Source organism: Rhodococcus sp. 27YEA6, assembly GCF_044908235.1.
In the GTDB taxonomy this organism is placed as follows: Bacteria; Actinomycetota; Actinomycetes; order Mycobacteriales; family Mycobacteriaceae; genus Rhodococcus_F; species Rhodococcus_F qingshengii.
The window spans coordinates 279,160-295,153 of record NZ_JBIYCY010000006.1 but is presented as its reverse complement, the minus strand read 5'-3'; the positions used below and the strand labels follow the sequence as shown (position 1 = coordinate 295,153).

General features: G+C 63.9%; 14 protein-coding genes and 1 pseudogene. 5 read left to right on the top strand and 10 right to left on the bottom strand.

From position 1 onward, the window contains the following. The first annotated feature begins 127 nt into the window (after positions 1–127). Positions 128–562, top strand: a complete 435-nt coding sequence (locus tag ABH939_RS18725) for an NUDIX domain-containing protein (protein ID WP_207624522.1) — start codon at positions 128–130, stop codon at positions 560–562. Here ABH939_RS18725 and ABH939_RS18720 read toward each other — a convergent pair. The 3 genes from ABH939_RS18720 to ABH939_RS18710 all read right to left on the bottom strand — a co-directional run bounded on the left by ABH939_RS18720 (position 519) and on the right by ABH939_RS18710 (position 4,038). Then, entirely contained in the window at positions 519–1,898 is a 1,380-nt protein-coding gene (locus ABH939_RS18720) for a hypothetical protein (RefSeq protein WP_223304380.1), read from the bottom strand. The genes ABH939_RS18725 and ABH939_RS18720 overlap by 44 nt on opposite strands. Before the next feature lie 67 nt (positions 1,899–1,965). After that, positions 1,966–3,393: a hypothetical protein gene (locus ABH939_RS18715; protein ID WP_073512164.1), complete on the bottom strand. Its 1,428-nt coding sequence runs from the start codon at positions 3,391–3,393 to the stop codon at positions 1,966–1,968. Between the two features lie 9 nt (positions 3,394–3,402). Beyond that, on the bottom strand, positions 3,403–4,038 hold the full coding sequence (locus tag ABH939_RS18710; RefSeq protein WP_042926208.1) for a TetR/AcrR family transcriptional regulator: 636 nt from the start codon (positions 4,036–4,038) through the stop codon (positions 3,403–3,405). A 128-nt stretch (positions 4,039–4,166) separates the two neighbouring features. Here ABH939_RS18710 and ABH939_RS18705 point away from each other — a divergent pair. The 3 genes and pseudogenes from ABH939_RS18705 to ABH939_RS18695 all read left to right on the top strand — a co-directional run bounded on the left by ABH939_RS18705 (position 4,167) and on the right by ABH939_RS18695 (position 7,255). Then, positions 4,167–5,434 (top strand): annotated as a pseudogene (locus ABH939_RS18705) (cytochrome P450). 46 nt (positions 5,435–5,480) lie between these two features. Then, positions 5,481–6,233, top strand: coding sequence for an isocitrate lyase/phosphoenolpyruvate mutase family protein (locus ABH939_RS18700; RefSeq protein ID WP_007730096.1), 753 nt, complete (start codon positions 5,481–5,483; stop codon positions 6,231–6,233). 2 nt (positions 6,234–6,235) lie between these two features. Further along, a complete protein-coding gene (locus ABH939_RS18695) occupies positions 6,236–7,255 on the top strand; it encodes a DUF2804 domain-containing protein (protein ID WP_073512162.1) in 1,020 nt (339 codons plus the stop codon). 88 nt (positions 7,256–7,343) lie between these two features. Here ABH939_RS18695 and ABH939_RS18690 read toward each other — a convergent pair whose 3' ends face one another. Next, positions 7,344–8,582: a DUF222 domain-containing protein gene (locus ABH939_RS18690; protein WP_404649936.1), complete on the bottom strand. Its 1,239-nt coding sequence runs from the start codon at positions 8,580–8,582 to the stop codon at positions 7,344–7,346. Positions 8,583–8,780: 198 nt separating this feature from the next. Between ABH939_RS18690 and ABH939_RS18685 the strand changes: the two genes are divergently transcribed. Continuing rightward, a complete protein-coding gene (locus tag ABH939_RS18685) occupies positions 8,781–8,933 on the top strand; it encodes a hypothetical protein (protein WP_003941486.1) in 153 nt (50 codons plus the stop codon). 90 nt (positions 8,934–9,023) lie between these two features. On the opposite strand, the gene ABH939_RS18680 is transcribed toward ABH939_RS18685, so the two are convergent. The 6 genes from ABH939_RS18680 to ABH939_RS18655 form a co-directional block, all read right to left on the bottom strand. Continuing rightward, positions 9,024–10,646 (bottom strand): amidohydrolase, encoded by a 1,623-nt coding sequence (locus ABH939_RS18680; protein WP_404649935.1) that lies wholly within the window; start codon positions 10,644–10,646, stop codon positions 9,024–9,026. Between the two features lie 9 nt (positions 10,647–10,655). Continuing rightward, entirely contained in the window at positions 10,656–12,833 is a 2,178-nt protein-coding gene (locus tag ABH939_RS18675; RefSeq protein ID WP_003941536.1) for an AAA family ATPase, read from the bottom strand. Between the two features lie 21 nt (positions 12,834–12,854). Continuing rightward, a complete protein-coding gene (locus ABH939_RS18670; RefSeq protein ID WP_029254795.1) occupies positions 12,855–13,685 on the bottom strand; it encodes a phosphatidylcholine/phosphatidylserine synthase in 831 nt (276 codons plus the stop codon). A 59-nt stretch (positions 13,686–13,744) separates the two neighbouring features. Further along, positions 13,745–14,458, bottom strand: a complete 714-nt coding sequence (locus tag ABH939_RS18665; RefSeq protein WP_003941540.1) for a phosphatidylserine decarboxylase — start codon at positions 14,456–14,458, stop codon at positions 13,745–13,747. Between the two features lie 72 nt (positions 14,459–14,530). Beyond that, positions 14,531–15,550, bottom strand: coding sequence for a MerR family DNA-binding transcriptional regulator (locus ABH939_RS18660; RefSeq protein ID WP_042450437.1), 1,020 nt, complete (start codon positions 15,548–15,550; stop codon positions 14,531–14,533). Next, positions 15,540–15,992 (bottom strand): hypothetical protein, encoded by a 453-nt coding sequence (locus ABH939_RS18655; protein WP_007733713.1) that lies wholly within the window; start codon positions 15,990–15,992, stop codon positions 15,540–15,542. Before ABH939_RS18655 ends, ABH939_RS18660 begins: the two co-directional genes overlap by 11 nt. Between the last annotated feature and the right edge of the window lie 2 nt (positions 15,993–15,994).

Sequence of the window (15,994 nt, the reverse complement as noted above, 5' to 3'; positions counted from 1 at the left end):
CTATCGGATTAACGAGACAATTCACCTTGTCGGAGAGGTTGTCTTTGCGTACATATTACCGGGCGTGGCAGTTTCGATGTGCAGCGAGTCGATTCGGACATCATCGGCACTCGCTGATACACGTAGGTTGGACGACGTGAATCCGTCGACACCCACCACGATCATCCGTACCGCTGCCCTTGCACACATTCGTGACCGCAAGCTGATCCAGACCCGCTCCGTGGGCAAGACGGCGTTCTACATGGCCGGCGGAAAGATCGACCCGGGGGAGACGCCCGAGCAGGCACTGCACCGCGAAATTCGGGAGGAACTCGACGTCGATCTGGTCGACGGGACGGTCACGTTCCTCGACGTCTTCGAGGCTCACGCTTTCGGACATTCCGCGGACACGGGCCTGCACATGAGTTGTTATCTGGCGGAGATGGCCGGAGACCCGCACCCGACCAGCGAGATCGCCGAGTTCCGCTACTTCACGCTCGCCGAGTACGCAGCGATGGACGAGGTGGCGCCCGGATCGCTCAAAGTGTTCCATCGCCTGGCGTCGATGGATCTGATCGACTGATCGGCGGAGGAACGGATCGATTGATCCGCCCCAATCGGAGACTCACGTAGGCGCAGACGGCCACGATGATCAGCGCCACGGCGTCGAGTATCAGAATGTCGGTCGAGATTTCGAACGGGCCGACCGTCGTGATGCCGTTGAAGGGCTTGTTCTCGTCGAGCGGCGTGTACGCCGTCCATCCGTAGTCGAACTGCGGATAGACGAGCAGGGCCAGCGCCGTCGGGCCGAAGATGACACCGAGTCCGACGAGTGCTCGCGACGCTCCGGTCCGCGGTGGCTCTCGGTACATCGCGCTGGCGATCGCGTATGTGACGACCGCAGCGGTGAAGGCGACAAGAAGATCGCTGATCGTGAGAACGTCACCGATCTTCGGCGACGGCGACGTGGCGTAGCTGACGATCCCGGCGACCGTGACCGTCAGGAGCAATCCGTAGCCGACGACCCGCGAGGGAGCGATCGCGCCGATCGCTGCCGCGGCGACGATGACGAGTCCGATCACGACGGCGGTGGAGGCGGGGGTTTTCGACCATTCCATGGCTTCGGTTGCGGGACGGTTCGCCGAGACCGCCGCCAGAGTTGCGACGGCAGCGGTACACATCAGCAGGATTCGACTGCCGTCGCCCAGCACCCGCGCGCAGATCACCGTGATCACCAGCGCGACGAGTAGTAGAGGCACCGCCGCCGTGACGGTGGTGATCTCGAACCACCAATTCGCAGCGACCCCGAAGAGAGTGAGCACCGCCGCGATAGTCACCGGTCGAACGGCCATCCGTTCCTTGGGGTGGTCCTTGTCGAAGTCGTGGAACCAGAACGCGGCGACGCAGGCGGCGGCCAAAGCGAGCGCGAGCAGTGTTGCCCCCAACACTGGTGGTTGAAACTGGTTGGTGTTGTCGGCGATGTAGTCCGCGTACCGCCGAGGAATAGCGTCTTCGTCGAGGAGTGAATCCGAGACATGCACGGCAACAATCGTTCCCGCGACGGAAGCGGCTCGGACCCGGGGAGCGGCAGCAACCGTGACCGCGCCGACAGCGACTCCCGCACCGACGGGTGAGAGTGCCTCGAAGTTGTGATCGTAGAGCCCGGGCAGTTCGAGTAGGAGTCCACCGAAGACCGTCATGGCCGCGGTCCGCAACCGGCAGCGGGCCATCATCGCGGCTGTCCCGACCGCGACGACAGCCAAGACGCCGGCGCCTATGGTCGAGATGGACCAGAATCGGTCGCCCGTCGAAATCGACGTCGACTGGCTGTTCACGAACGGTGCCAAGGCGACGACGGTGACGACGAATGCCGTCACACCACTCAGCGCGACGAGCAGCGTCCTGCGGGCGATGGGCACTGCTCCAAAATAGTCAATCCGGTACCAGTTGCACCGCAATAGCAGGTCTCAGTCCGGTGACGGTGTGTCAGTCGACTGGCTCCGGTTCGATCCGAGATTCCGTGGTGTCGACGGGTGGATGGGACCGTCGGAGGATCGCTGCACCGCAGAAGCCGATGATCAAGGCGAAGAGGATTGCAGCGCCGACGGTCTGAGGGGTGACGTAGTCGATGGTGATGCCTATTCCGCGTCCGAATAGTCCTCCGTTGGCGCTGACGTGCGCCGGGATGGGAAGTTCCATCAATCGCTGAATGTCTGCCGCTGTCAACTCTGGCGGCGCGGTGAGCTGATCGGTGAGAATGGCGATCGACGAGAAGGTCATTGCGGCAAAGGGAATGGCGAGTCCGAGTGTGGCGTCGACCAGGCTGCCGGGAGCCAGGGCACCGAACAGCAATCCGGCGGCGAGACCCAGCGAGGCGATCTTCAGTGCGATTGACCAGACACCGTGCGCGGAGTCGAAGGGCAGTAGTTCTGACAGCGGTACCGCAACGAGAACGGCGATGGGAACGAGGTTTGGCACCTGCTTGTGCAGTCGCAATCCGACGGCGACCGGCAGGGCTGCGAAAAGCACCAGTACCCAGGGGGACTTCAGGTCTCCCCAGTGGCCGGAACCCTTCGCGATGTCGACGAACAGCGGAGCCGACGCAGCGGCCAGAGCGGTTGCGGCCCAGAGGAACTTGCCACCAGCACCGGAGGTGTCGCCGAGACGGTAGGCGGCGATCCATGTCAACGCGAGCGCAGCGCCCGCTGCCAAGACCATGACGATCCAGGCAGTTGCCTCGGACGCGTACTGCTGGCGATCGATCACGGCGCCGAGCACTCGATGCCCGATCGCCAGCGCGGCGATCACCACGAGCGCGATGCGGATTTCGCCCGCGTCGGGCTTGCGGATCCGGAAGCCGGATTGCGCGGTCACTGCACAGGCGATTGCTGCTGCGGCCGTGGCGCCGATCAGCCACCACGACGGCTCACCTACCGAAGACGTACTCATTCGGCCCGTCCCGCCGGCGAACGTGCGAACCGCGAGGAAGGCGGCAAGCACGCCGAGGAGGGTGGCGTTCTTCGTGGCGGTGCGATCCCAACTGACGGCAACCACACAACCCAGAATCGCACCGGCTGCAACACTTTTGACGATGATCACGGCGATCAGCAGGTCCAGTGACGCAACCTCGGGCACGACTGCCCGAATGATCGCGATGACGGCGACCCCGACGGTGATCGCGATCCAGGCTGCCCGACGGGAGCCGCGACGCTGTGAGAGTGCGCAGGCAAGCACGGCAACCACGGCGCCGAGCCCGACAGCGGTGGGTCCACTGCTGATCCAGCGATCTACTTCCGACGGAGAGGCCACGATGGCCCAGTCACGGAGAACCGGATTGGTCAGGGCCAGCGCAGCGAGTATCCCGGACAGGAGCGCAGCGACGGTGGTGAGGATCGCTCGAAGATCGAGTGGCATCGGGCCAACCTATCGCGGCGCCGCGACATCGGTCGTGGGCGGCGTGAGTGCCGGAAACCAGATGTCGGTGAGAACGTCTGCTGCGACGTCCGCACCCGCGGTGATCGCGCCCTGTTCCGCCCAGCGAATGAAGAAGCGCTCGACCTGTGTCAGCAGGAGCTCGACCCGGAGTTTCGCCTCGTCGTGTCGGCTCTGCGGCCAGCGTGCCAGGTACGACGGCATAGCGTTGGGCAGTGCTGAGATGCCTTCGCGGGCCAGTGTGCGGAACTCGGGTTCGAGGACCATGGCCTCGTCCCACGCCCGCATCATGTGGTGGTGATCGCGGCACCAGTCGAGAGCGCGGTTGATCCAGCCGGCGAATTCTTCGCGCGAACCGGAATCGAGTACGTGGTCGAGATCCTGGAATATGGCGAGGGTGCTGGATACGACGGTGTTCGAGCCGAGCGCCTTGAGGATGTCGATCTTTCCGGGAAAGTGCAGGTAGAAGGTGGCTCGGCTGCAACCGACCCGGCCGGCGATGTCCTCGACGGTGACAGCCGCGTATCCGCGTTCGGTGAAGAGCGCGCCGGCGGCATCCACGAGGTCTGCGCGGGTTCGCTGCTTCTGCTTCTCTCGCAGCGTCAGTCTGCCGGAGGTATCTGTCATTACCAGGATCCTAGTGCCGCGGGGGCTCTCACGGGTCAGTTGCACGAGACTCTCCGTCTTTCACTTGACAGTCCGTTAGTGAAAGCTACTCTGTGGTGTAGCGCACATTCGACCGATCAGAGGACGCCATGACCATCTCGGACACAACACGCACGCCTGACCTGCCGGCCGGATTCGACGTCACCGATCCTGCTGTCCTCGGGGAGCGGATCCCTTTCGAGGAATTCGCCGAACTGCGTCGCAACGCACCCGTGTGGTGGTGTGAGCAGCCGCCGACGGTCGGTGGATTCCAGGACGAGGGCTACTGGGTGGTCTCGCGTCACGCTGACGTCAAAGAGGTCAGCCAGCGCAGCGATGTGTTCTCGAGCTGGGAGAACACCGCGATCGCGCGTTTCGCCGACGACATGCCACGTGAGGCCGTCGAGATGCTCCGGCATCTTCTGCTCAACAAGGATGCACCGGAGCACACCAAGCTCCGCAAGCTGATTTCGAAGCTGTTCACGCCTCGCGCGATCAACGGCATGCGCGACGAATTGGACCGTCGTGCACGGAGCATCGTCGACACCGCTGTGAGCGAAGGCCCGGGCGACTTCGTGAAGCAGGTTGCCAGCGAGCTGCCGCTCCAGGCGATCGCGGATCTGATCGGTGTACCGCAGGACGATCGAGACAAGCTGTTCAAGTGGTCCAACGAGATGATGGGCTACGACGACCCGGAATACCAGGGTGATCCGGCAGTCGCGTCCACCGAGGTCCTCGGATACGCGTACCAAATGGCAGACGCACGTCGTACCTGCCCGGCAGACGACATCGTCACCACTCTGGTCCAGGCCGACATCGACGGCGACTCCTTGAGCCCGGAGGAGTTCGGGTTCTTCGTGCTCATCCTGGCGGTCGCAGGGAACGAGACCACCCGCAACGCCATCACGCACGGAATGATCGCGTTCCTGGACAACCCCGAGCAGTGGGAGCTGTACAAGAAGGAACGTCCCAAGACGACGGCCGACGAGATCGTCCGTTGGGCGACACCCGTCACCGCCTTCCAGCGCACCGCGCTCGAGGACACGGAATTGGCAGGAGTGTCGATCAAGAAGGGGCAGCGCGTGGTGATGCTGTACAGCTCCGCGAACTTCGACGAGGACGTCTTCGAGAACCCGATGACGTTCGACATCACTCGTAACCCCAATCCGCACTTGGGCTTCGGCGGAACGGGCGCGCACTTCTGCATCGGTGCCAACCTCGCTCGTATGGAGATCGACTTGATGTTCAACGCGATCGCCGACAACGTCCCGGACATCACCAAGATCGGTGATCCGCGCCGTCTGCGCTCGGGTTGGATCACGGCATCAAGGAGTTCCAGGTCGATTACAAGAGCACAGGCTGCCCGGTCGCTCACTAGAGTCGGTAGGTGAGAGGTACACCCCACGATCTCGAGGAGCCACCGCATGACTTCGATCAACGACAAGGCAACTGCTCTATTGGCGTTGCACCAGCCAGGTAATCCGGTCATTCTCCCGACGGTATGGGACGCGTGGTCGGCGAATCTTGCGGTGGCTGCAGGTTTTGCAGCCCTGACGGTGGGCAGCCACCCGGTTTCCGATTCCATCGGCAAGCCGGACAACGAGGGCATCACCTTCGACGAACTTCTGCACCGGATCAAGCAGATCACCGGTGCGGTCGACGCCCCGATCTCGGTGGACATCGAGGGTGGTTACGGGCTCGAGCCGGCAGTTCTCATCGACGGGTTGATCGATGCCGGCGCTGTCGGACTCAACATCGAGGACACCGTTCACAGTGAAGGCGGACGCTTGCGTGAGGCCCAGGAGCACGCCGACTTCGTGGGTGGGCTTCGTCAGGCCGCCGACGCAGCCGGAGTTCACGTTGTCGTCAACGCGCGCACCGACCTGTTCGTGAAGCAGGTCGGTGACGAGTCCGATCGCGTCGATCGCGCCATCGCACGCCTCAAGCTGGCGGCCGACGCCGGCGCCGACGTTCTTTACCCCGTCGGGCGGCATGACGACGCGACCCAGCGCCGTCTGACGTCCGAGCTCCCACTTCCGATCAATGCGATCGGAATCCCGGATCAGGACGACCCGGCAAGTTTCGGTCCGCTCGGAGTGGCACGTGTGAGCTTCGGTCCGTTCTTCCAGATGGCATTGGCCAACCGTGCGAACGAGATCTTGGGACGCTGGAAGTAAGAATGCAGACACTGATGTCGCCCGGCCCGCTTCTCGACGATGGCGGACATTTGGTCGAGACGGGTTGGGCCCCATCGGAGATTCGCAAGTATCGACGCTCTGCGATCGCCGCTCCGAAGTTCCGGATCAAGGAGTGGGACTACTACTGCGTTCTTACTGCGGATTACGGCATCGCGTTGACCGTCGCCGACAATGGGTACATGGGCTTGCTCGGAGTCTCCTGGCTCGATTTCCGAACACCACACGAGATTACCGAAAACGTGATGCTGCCGTTCCCGATGGGAAGGCTCGGCCTGCCCGAAAGCGCGGACGACGGTGATGTGGTGGTGTCGAAAGGTAAAGCTCGCTTCGAGTTTCGCCATGTGGACGGTGGGCGCCACCTGATTGTCGACTACCCGGCTTTCGACGGTGGACGAGGTCTTCATGCCGATTTGTTCCTGGCGAGTCCTGCCGATGACCGGATGGTGATCGCCACACCGTTTCCGAAGGCGTCCCGTTCGTTTTACTACAACCAGAAGATCAACTGCCTGCCCGCTGCCGGGACCGTGCGAATCGGGAGCGACGACTTCACATTTCGCTCGGAGGACTCGTTCGGCGTTCTCGATTGGGGCAGGGGAGTCTGGACTTACGACAACACCTGGTACTGGGGTTCTGCATCCGGACTGGTGAACGGCGAGCGGTTCGGATTCAACATCGGTTACGGCTTCGGCGATACTACGGCGGCCAGCGAGAACATCGTGTTTGTCGGAGGGCGGGCACACAAACTGGACAGGATCGACTTCGGCATCCCGCAGGGAACGTACGACGGCGCTCCCTGGAACTTCTCGAGCAACGATGGTCGCTTCGAGATGACTTTCGAGCCGATCATCGACCGTGCCGCGACTTTCGACGTCGGGGTGCTGCGTTCGATTCAGCATCAGGTGTTCGGAAAGTTCTCCGGCACAGTGATCCTCGACGACGGTACCTCCGTGGTGGTTCGAGATCTCCTCGGATTTGCCGAGGAGGTTCGGAACCGCTGGTAGGCCGTACGTCTCCGCGAAGATGACGGAACGCAGCATGAGCACCGGGGCATGATCGTGCCCCGGTGCTCGCGTCTCGAGTTGTTTCACTTCAGGCTGCTGTCGGTGGGCCGTTCCCGCCGATCGGCTGCTGATACGGATCGATCGACATCGGTGGATAGAACACCGATTTGCGATCCGGCCCGATCTCGACCCGCCATTCGGTGTGGTGCAGTGTCCGATGATGATGACCGCACAACAAGATCAGATTGTCGAGATCTGTTGGGCCACCATCGTTCCAGTGAACAATATGATGAGCATCGCACCACCCCGACGGCGTCCCGCACCCCGGAAACGCACACCCGCCATCCCGAACCGCCAACGCCCGCCGCTGCGGAACCGTCGCCGTTCTCGCTTCCTTACCGCAGTCGAGCGGAACACCATTCGCATCCAACAAAATCCGCGTCACGGTGCAGTCGCACGCCAACATCCGCGCAGTATCGATACTGATCGGGCCCACCCAATCCGCCCACGCGAACCCCAACTCCTCAGTGGACGGCAGGAGGTCTTTCAGAACTTTAAGGTCCGTCATATCTTTTGCCGACGCAGTCACCGTGATGTGCGGTTTCACCCCGCCCTCGATCGGACCCAACCCCGCCCGCTCGTACCGCCGCAACAATTCGCAAAACCCATCCGCCCGCCGCAGCGCCGGCGTACGGGTGTCCTTGACCCCGTCCTTCTCCGGCGTCGGAGCCGACAGGCTCGACAACAACGTGATCAGACGCGCCCCGTTCACAGCATCCAAGTCACCCTTCGCCGACACGCGCCCGTACAAACCTTTCGACGCGTAGAACTCGTTACGCTCCGAATCCTCACCGACCGGAACCCCGTCCTCGCGCTTGCCGTACTGCTTCTCGATCCGCCGGATCGCCGCCCGCACCGCATCACAATCCGCAATGTTCTGCGACGCCAACCCCAACAGAATCCCGCGAGCCTTGTCCACATCCGCCAGGGTCATGTTCTTGGGCGGATGCTGACAAAACGACGCCACCTGCCGCGCCTTCAACGCATCCACGTCACCACGATGAAACGCATCCGCGACAACAGGTTCGAGCATCAACAACCGCGCCAACCCGACCAGCAGACTGCACTCACCGATCTCCAGATTCGTCGAACCGTGCAACCACTGTGCGATCGCCCGAAAACCCTTCCCGCCGAGAACTTCCCGGGAAAACATCTCCACGATCAGCAACACCATCCGCGACTGCAACTCGTGTCGGGCGCGCACCAGATCCAGAACCTCGCTCTTGAGGCCCTCGCCATCCAGCTGCCACGCTTCCCGACTGTCCATGCTAAAAGCCTAATCGAACAAAGTTTCGAACACAAGACTTGTATCTCGAAAACTGTTCCTATGCAATAATTTTCGACAATTCCGATTTTTGGGACTTTTCGGATCTTCATTCGATTTGCGGCAGGCAATCTCGACTGCCTCATTGCATGGACTCTGCTGACGCCGAGCACTCGGCATACATTCCGGCTTCATGTTGACGTGGACGAGGGCACTTGGACGCGTGGCCGCGCATGGGCTCTGTCGATTGCATTGGTTGCCTTGCCGTACTACCGCGACACGAACGAGCAGATCACGGCCTGGGCGAAACATGCGATCGCTCAGGTCGTTGACGACATCCGCACCGGACCCTGAGACCACTTGCGCCGTCTCCGTTTTCGCAACAATCCTTGGAACTCGAGCAGAGAAGGTTATCGGCCTTTGTCCACGGCGTTCGGCGACCGATCAGCCGATCGCGCTCAGGTCTCCGTACACCGTCCGACCCTCCAGGATGGTGGCGAGCACCGTGATGTCGGCCAGCCTGGTCGGCTCGACGTCGAGGGGATTTGCCGACAGCACAACAAGATCCGCGTAGGCACCGGGAAAGATGGACCCGATGTGATCTTCGCTGAACAGCTGCCACGCGGCGTTGGCCGTATGGGCGCGCACGGCGGCGTCCACGGGGATCCGTTCCTGGGGTGCCACGACGCGGCCGCTGGGCGAAAGCCTGGTGACGGCGTCCTGCATGTTTCGTAGCGGATTGGCGGGGGTGACGGGTCCGTCGTTGTGGAAGGTGAACCGTTGCCCGGCTGCCAGCGCAGAACCTGCTGCGGCCCAGACGGATCCGTATTCGGGGCCGAACAGGTCATCCACCAGAACGTCACCCCAGTAGTGCAGGTGGTCGATGAAGATGCTGACCGTGACGCCCAGTTCCGCCGCGCGGACGAACTGATCCGGACGCATCGCGCCGACGTGTTCGAGACGCAACCGGTGATCGGGCCGGGGGTGCTCCTTCAGAAGTCGTTCCCACGCGTCGAGAACCATGGTGATCGCGTCGTCGCCGTGGGCGTGGCACGCCATCTGCCACCCCTTGGCGAAGTAAGCGGAACTGATGTCGTGGATCTGTTCGCCGGTGTAGTTGGCATGCCCGTGCGTGCAGGCGATCCCGAGCGCACGGGTGGCTTCGGTATCGAGATACGGGAAACTGGTGGCGATGTTGCCGACCCACGGCGAACCGTCGGACCAGACCTTGATGCCGATCTGGCGCACCAGGTCGTTTCCGTCGCCCGGCGACGCCTCGGTAGTGCGTGCGTCGTTGGACATTTCGTAGAGCCGCAGGCGGGTGGTGAGCAGTCCGGCGTCGGCTATCGCTGCCAGGGCGGGCCGCATCTTGGGGTCGAACGACAATTCGGCGATGGTGGTGATTCCGGCGGCGTTCATTCGGGCGCATTCGGCCGCCACCAGTGCGGGGAAGTCGTCACCGATAGTGACTGCGTGGCCCGCGACTGCGAACACCGCAGGCATTTCGTACGCGGCTCCGTCGAGTGCGCCCGTCGCGTCGTGGCCGTACGATCCGCCGATCGGATCGGGGGTATCGCGGGTGATGCCGGCCTGCACTGCTGCCGCCGTGTTGAAATACGCGACGTGTCCCGAGTTGTGCATGATCACGAGGGGGTACTCCGGCGCTACGGAGTCCAGCCAGTCGATGGTCGGGTCGGGTAGGCCCTTCTGCAGCAACGGGTCCCAACCGTTCAGAGAAGCGCCGGCAGCACCTCGCGAACGAACAGTGTCGACGACGGCAGCAACTACGGCGTCCGCCTCGGCGATCGTGACAGGCCGGATGTCGACGACGTCAGGCCCGAGCACGATGGCTTCTTCCAAAGGGTGACCGTGTGGCTCGATGAACCCCGGCAGAACAGTGGCACCTCCGACGTCGACGACGCGGGTATCCGGCCCCACCAGTTCCTCGACGTCCGTGCGCGCGCCGACGGCTGTGATCCGGCCGCCCGTCACGGCGAGCGCCTGGGCGCGTGGTGCTTCCTCGTGCATGGTCACGATGTCGCCGTACAGAACCAGATCAGCAGCCATGGTCAGTCCTTATCGGTTGTCCGCGTACGCCTGTAGGTGTGCCACCTGCTCGGGATCGAGTGAGGGACGTACCTTCTCACGGGCGGTTGCCACGTCCGCGGCCGTCACGTCGGCCGCGTCCATGCTCCGACGCATGGCGGCGAGTGCAGCCTCACGCAGGAGAGCCGAGCAGTCTGCTGCCGAGTATCCCTCGAGATCGACGGCCAGAATGTCCAAATCGACATCTTCGGCGAGCGGTACCGACTTGCCGGAAGCACGCAGAATCGCTTTGCGGGCCTCCGCATCCGGCGGCGGTACGAATACGAGACGTTCGAGTCTGCCGGGGCGCAGAAGAGCCGGGTCGATCAGATCCGGTCGGTTGGTGGCGCCCAACACCACGACGTCGCGTAGCGGTTCGACGCCGTCGAGTTCGGTCAGCAACGCGGCTACGACGCGATCCGACACCCCGGAGTCGGAACTTTGACCACGACGCGGGGCAAGGGCGTCGATTTCGTCGAGGAAGATCAACGAGGGCGCCGAATCGCGTGCGCGCTGGAACAACTCTCTTACGGCCTTTTCGGAGGCGCCGACCCACTTGTCCATCAGCTCTGCGCCTTTCACGGCATGAACGCTGAGGTGCCCCGAGCTGGCAAGGGCACGAACGAGATACGTCTTGCCGCAGCCAGGAGGGCCGTAGAGGAGCACGCCGCGGGGTGGGTCGACACCGAGGCGCGCGAAGGAGTCGGGGTGCTGCAGCGGCCACAACACCGCCTCGGTGAGCGCCTGTTTGGTTTCGACCATGTCGCCGACGTCGTCGAGGGTGACGCTGCCGATCGACAGTTCTTCGGTACTCGAACGAGACAGTGGCCGAATCACTTCGAGGGCACCGACAAGATCTTCCTGCGTGATCTCCGGAGAATCACCGGATTTGGAGGCCCGCGTCGCCGCTCGCAAGGCAGCTTCACGGCAGAGCGCCGCGAGGTCGGCGACCACGAATCCCGGTGCGCGCGAGGCGATGGCGTCGAGTTCGAGGGTTCCGGTGGGCACGCGGCGGAGCAGGAGTTCGAGCAATGCCTTGCGGGTTGCGCCGTCCGGCAGGGTAAGTGCGAGTTCTCGATCGCAGAGATCCTGGCCGCGAAGGCGCGCGTCGACGGTCTCCGGATGGGCGGAGGTCGCGACGAATGCCACGCCCGGGGTTGCGACGGCGCTGCGCAGTTGTTCGAGGATCAGTGCGGACACCGGTTCCGCGGTGGCCGGAAGCAGAGCGTCGATGTCACTGATCAGCAGTACGCCACCGCCGCGCACGGCAGCAACGGCGTCGACGATTCGCTGCAGGCGGGTATTCGCCTCGGTGGCACCGACTCCCGGGCCGTCGAGTTCGACCAGTTTGCGCGAGGACAGGACCGAGCGGGCCAACGTGGCTTTGCCTACGCCGGCGGGGCCCGTGATGAGGACGCCGAGGTGCGGTGAGGCGCCGAGCGTACGGAGCAGTTCTGGTTCGTCGAGTGCCAGGCCGAGCCACTCGGTCAGCTTGGCTGCCTGCGCTTGCGCGCCGACGAGGTGATCCAGCGGAACCGACGGTGCAGGCTCGATCGCGACGGCGGCCGGACTGGAAACAAGCGCACTCGGTGTCAGTGTGCCCGCCGAGCCGGAACCCCAGTTGACTGCCGAATTCGGCTGGACGCTGACCGGACCACCGGCAGGTTCGACGGCCGTGACGGTGAGCAGTTCGGATGTCCACGCGACGCCGAAGGTACGGGAAAGCGCTTGGGTGGCTTCGGAAGTGCTCGTACCCGGACCGAGATCGCGGGGGAGGAGCGAGACCGTGTCGCCGACGCTGACGACCTTGCCCAGAAGGGCTTGTCGCAGAACCGTCGAGCTGATCGAATTTGTCGCCATGGACGAGCCGGTGACGGAGACGGATCGCGCTCCGTACACCGTCACCGGACCGACCACGACGGATGAGTTCTCGGTCAGGCCGACGTTCGACATGGTGACGTCATCGAGAAGGATCGTGCCTGCCGGGGTTCCGGTGGGCGCACGGCCCGCGACGGTCGCGGTGCCGCGGGCTCCCATGAGTGCGATGGCATCCCATTCGCGGATGCCCAACGCCGCCAACGCTTCGGGGTGCAAGCGCACTACCCCGCGGCGTAGGTCGGCGGCAGAGGTGTTGAGTCGAACGGTGAGGGCGAGTTCCGGCGAAGTCACCTCTCGAGAGTACGTCGTGGACTAGCGGGGTCGCCGCAATCCGAGACGAGCGGCCGAGCGGCGGCCACCGACGTTGGGTTGGCGTCGGATCGCGCGGCGTTCGGAAGGCTTGATGTCCCAGGTTTCGGGACGTGCTGCCACCCACCGCTTCGAGTGCACGGCAAACGGGATGTGCACCAGGTAGATCGCGATGAGAACGATCAGCAGGATGTACGGGTAGGTGATGAGTGCGGCCGCAGCCAACGTCACCAGGACGAGCAGGCCGGCCGCCATGTGCGGCGGCACGGATACCGACTTCATCGCCAGCGTCGGGATGCGGCTGACGATCAGTGCAGCCGAGAAGAGCGTCCACACGATGACGACGAAGTGCGAAGACCACCAGCCGTCACCCCACTGAGCCGTCGCGGCCAGGGGAGTGAGGGCGATGAGTGCGCCGGCCGGAGCCGGAACGCCGACGAAGTACTCACGTGCGTACGCGGGGACGTCGTCGTCGTCGAGCAGAGTGTTGAAACGTGCGAGTCGCAACACGATGCTGACCGCGTAGATCAACGCGATGATCCAGCCGATGCTGGTGCCGTCCAGCAAGGTCACGTACAGGACCAGGGCCGGGGCGACGCCGAAGGAGATGGAGTCGGCCAGTGAGTCGAGTTCGGCGCCGATCTTGCTGGTGGCGTCGAGCAGTCGCGCGATGCGGCCGTCGAGTGAATCGAGGACGGCAGCGGCGCCGATCATCGCGAGCGAGGTACCGGGTTGTCCGTCGAGAGCGAATTTGACGGCGGACAGCCCGGCGCACAGCGCCAGGATGGTGATGACGGACGGCAGCAACCGCACCGCCTGGGTGCGTTTGGGCATCTTCGCGCCGGGTTGGGCTGCTCCCGGCTTCTTCACGGCTGACTTCATCTTCGGCGTCTTCACGGCAGTTGCGCGATAACTGTTTCAGCACCGATCGTGCGTTGTCCCGGCTCGACCAGGAGTGTGGTTCCGGCGGGGAAATAGGTGTCGACGCGTGAGCCGAAACGGATCAGTCCGTACGTGTCGCCGATCGGCAGGACGTCACCGACACCGGCGTAGCAGACGATGCGGCGTGCAAGCAGTCCCGCGATCTGGACAACCGCAACGTCGTGACCATCGGCGGTTTCGATCAGCATGCTGTTGCGCTCGTTGACCTCGCTGGCGTCGGCGAGATCTGCGGAGAGGAACTTGCCTGCCTGGTGAACGACCTCTTTGACCGTTCCACCGACAGGGCTGCGCTGGACATGCACGTCGAGAACCGACAGGAAGATGCTGACGCGCGGGCGCGGCTCGCTTCCGAGATTGAGCTCGGCGGGCGGAACGGCGTTGTCGACCAACGCCACCTCGCCGTCGGCGGGTGCGACGACGACGCCGATGCGGTTGGGCGGCACCCGGTGCGGGTGACGGAAGAACGTGGCGCATGCGGCGGCGGTGGTCAGACCGGCTCGGCGCACCCACTTACGGTTGCGGCCCAGAGCTGCAACTCCCAGCGGGGCCAGCACGAACGGCAGGCCGGCGGGATGAAGTGGCGGAATCGCATGGCGAACCAGATCGACGATATGTCCGATCCCGGTGGGTTGCGGGGTTCCGGGGGGTGTGGGTCGGCGTGCCACAGGCTCCTCTAACTACTCGGTAGGTCTTCTGCTGGTCGCACTGACAGTACGGGGTGGTAGAGCATCCATAGATTACGTGAACGCCTTCTCTCCTACAGGCTGTAGTGGCATCAAGTACGAGTAGTACCCGACACAGTCGCCGGTGCGTATCGCCAGCGGGAGCGTCGCACCGCTTACTCGGATCACCAGTTGCCGCCCCGGTTGGGCTGCGGCGGCGTCGCGCAGTCGCTGCCGGTCGACCAGTACTCGGAACTTCTCACGGGGATCCGTTCCGCCCGGATCCACCCGGGCACCACCGTCTTCGCCGACGCTGACGACGGCACTGTCCTCGGTGCCGTTGAGCAGGGCGGCAAGGTGGTCGCCGCTCAGTTCGACGGCGTTGTGGTGCTCGCGCAGGATTCGGTGATCGGGGAACTCTCCGTCCTCGATCAGGGGGCTGGACACCTCACCTCCCGGATACGACGCAGTCACCGTGCGCGCGGAGAAAGTCAGCGTCACGACGCCGGCGACGTCGCGCAACAATCGCGCGAAGGTGACGGGAACGACAGCGGACACCGTCAGAGCGGAGTGAACTGTCACCTCGGCGACCGCGAGCCGGAACTGATCAGTGGTGACAAACGCAGCGACGCCGTCGTGAATGTCGAGGTGGACGCCGCGAAGTATCGGGAACTCCGATTCCTCGTTCACGGCGAACAGCACGGCGTCGAGTGCGCGTCGTAGATCCCACGAGTCGATGTCCACGCCGCCGGAGATAGGTAGCGCGTCGATCAGGCGGTGGATTCGTCCCAGTTCGGCCCGGGCGTCGGCGAGACCGTCCTCGAGGTTGCGCAGATGGGCGTCGAGGCACGAATGGGGTTCCGGTCCGGTCAGGACGGCCATCATGTCGCGGATCGGAACACCGACGCGCCGCATACCGGCGATCACGCGTGCGTCGCGGAGTTGGTCGTCGGTGTACCAGCGGTAACCGGTGTGCGGATCGACGGAATGCGGGACGAGCACGCCTTCCTTGTCGTAGAACCGCAGCGCGCTGATCGGGAGCGCCGACGCCCTGGACATCTCGCCGATCGTCAAGAGGGCGGAACTAGTGGTCACGGATCAATTCTGCCCGCAGTCGCTCGATAGCGCCCCTGATCATCCGGCCGTAACCGTCGTCGGCGAGTGTGCCGACCGACGCCTCGGCCTTCGTCAGATGCTCGACGGCCTCGGCGTCGCGTCCGAGTTTGCGGTAGTCGGCAGCCAGGTTGAGGTGCAGCGATGGATAGAAACCGGCGACCTGCAGCGATGCGTGGTGTTCCTGGGCTCGCGCGTCGGTCAACGAATCTGCAGCGTCGAGGGCGCGCAGGTCCCAGCAGAGCTCTTGAGCCGGATCGTCTTGAACGTCGGCCATGTAGTGCGCGAGGGAGACGATGTGGAGCGCATCGGGGGCGGCGCTGATCTCTTCCCACACCTTCTCGAACGCAGAGCGAGCCCCGGCTCGATCGCCGGAGCTCGCCAATTCTTGTGCCTGCGCTATCTGTGTCATCACGGGATCCATGG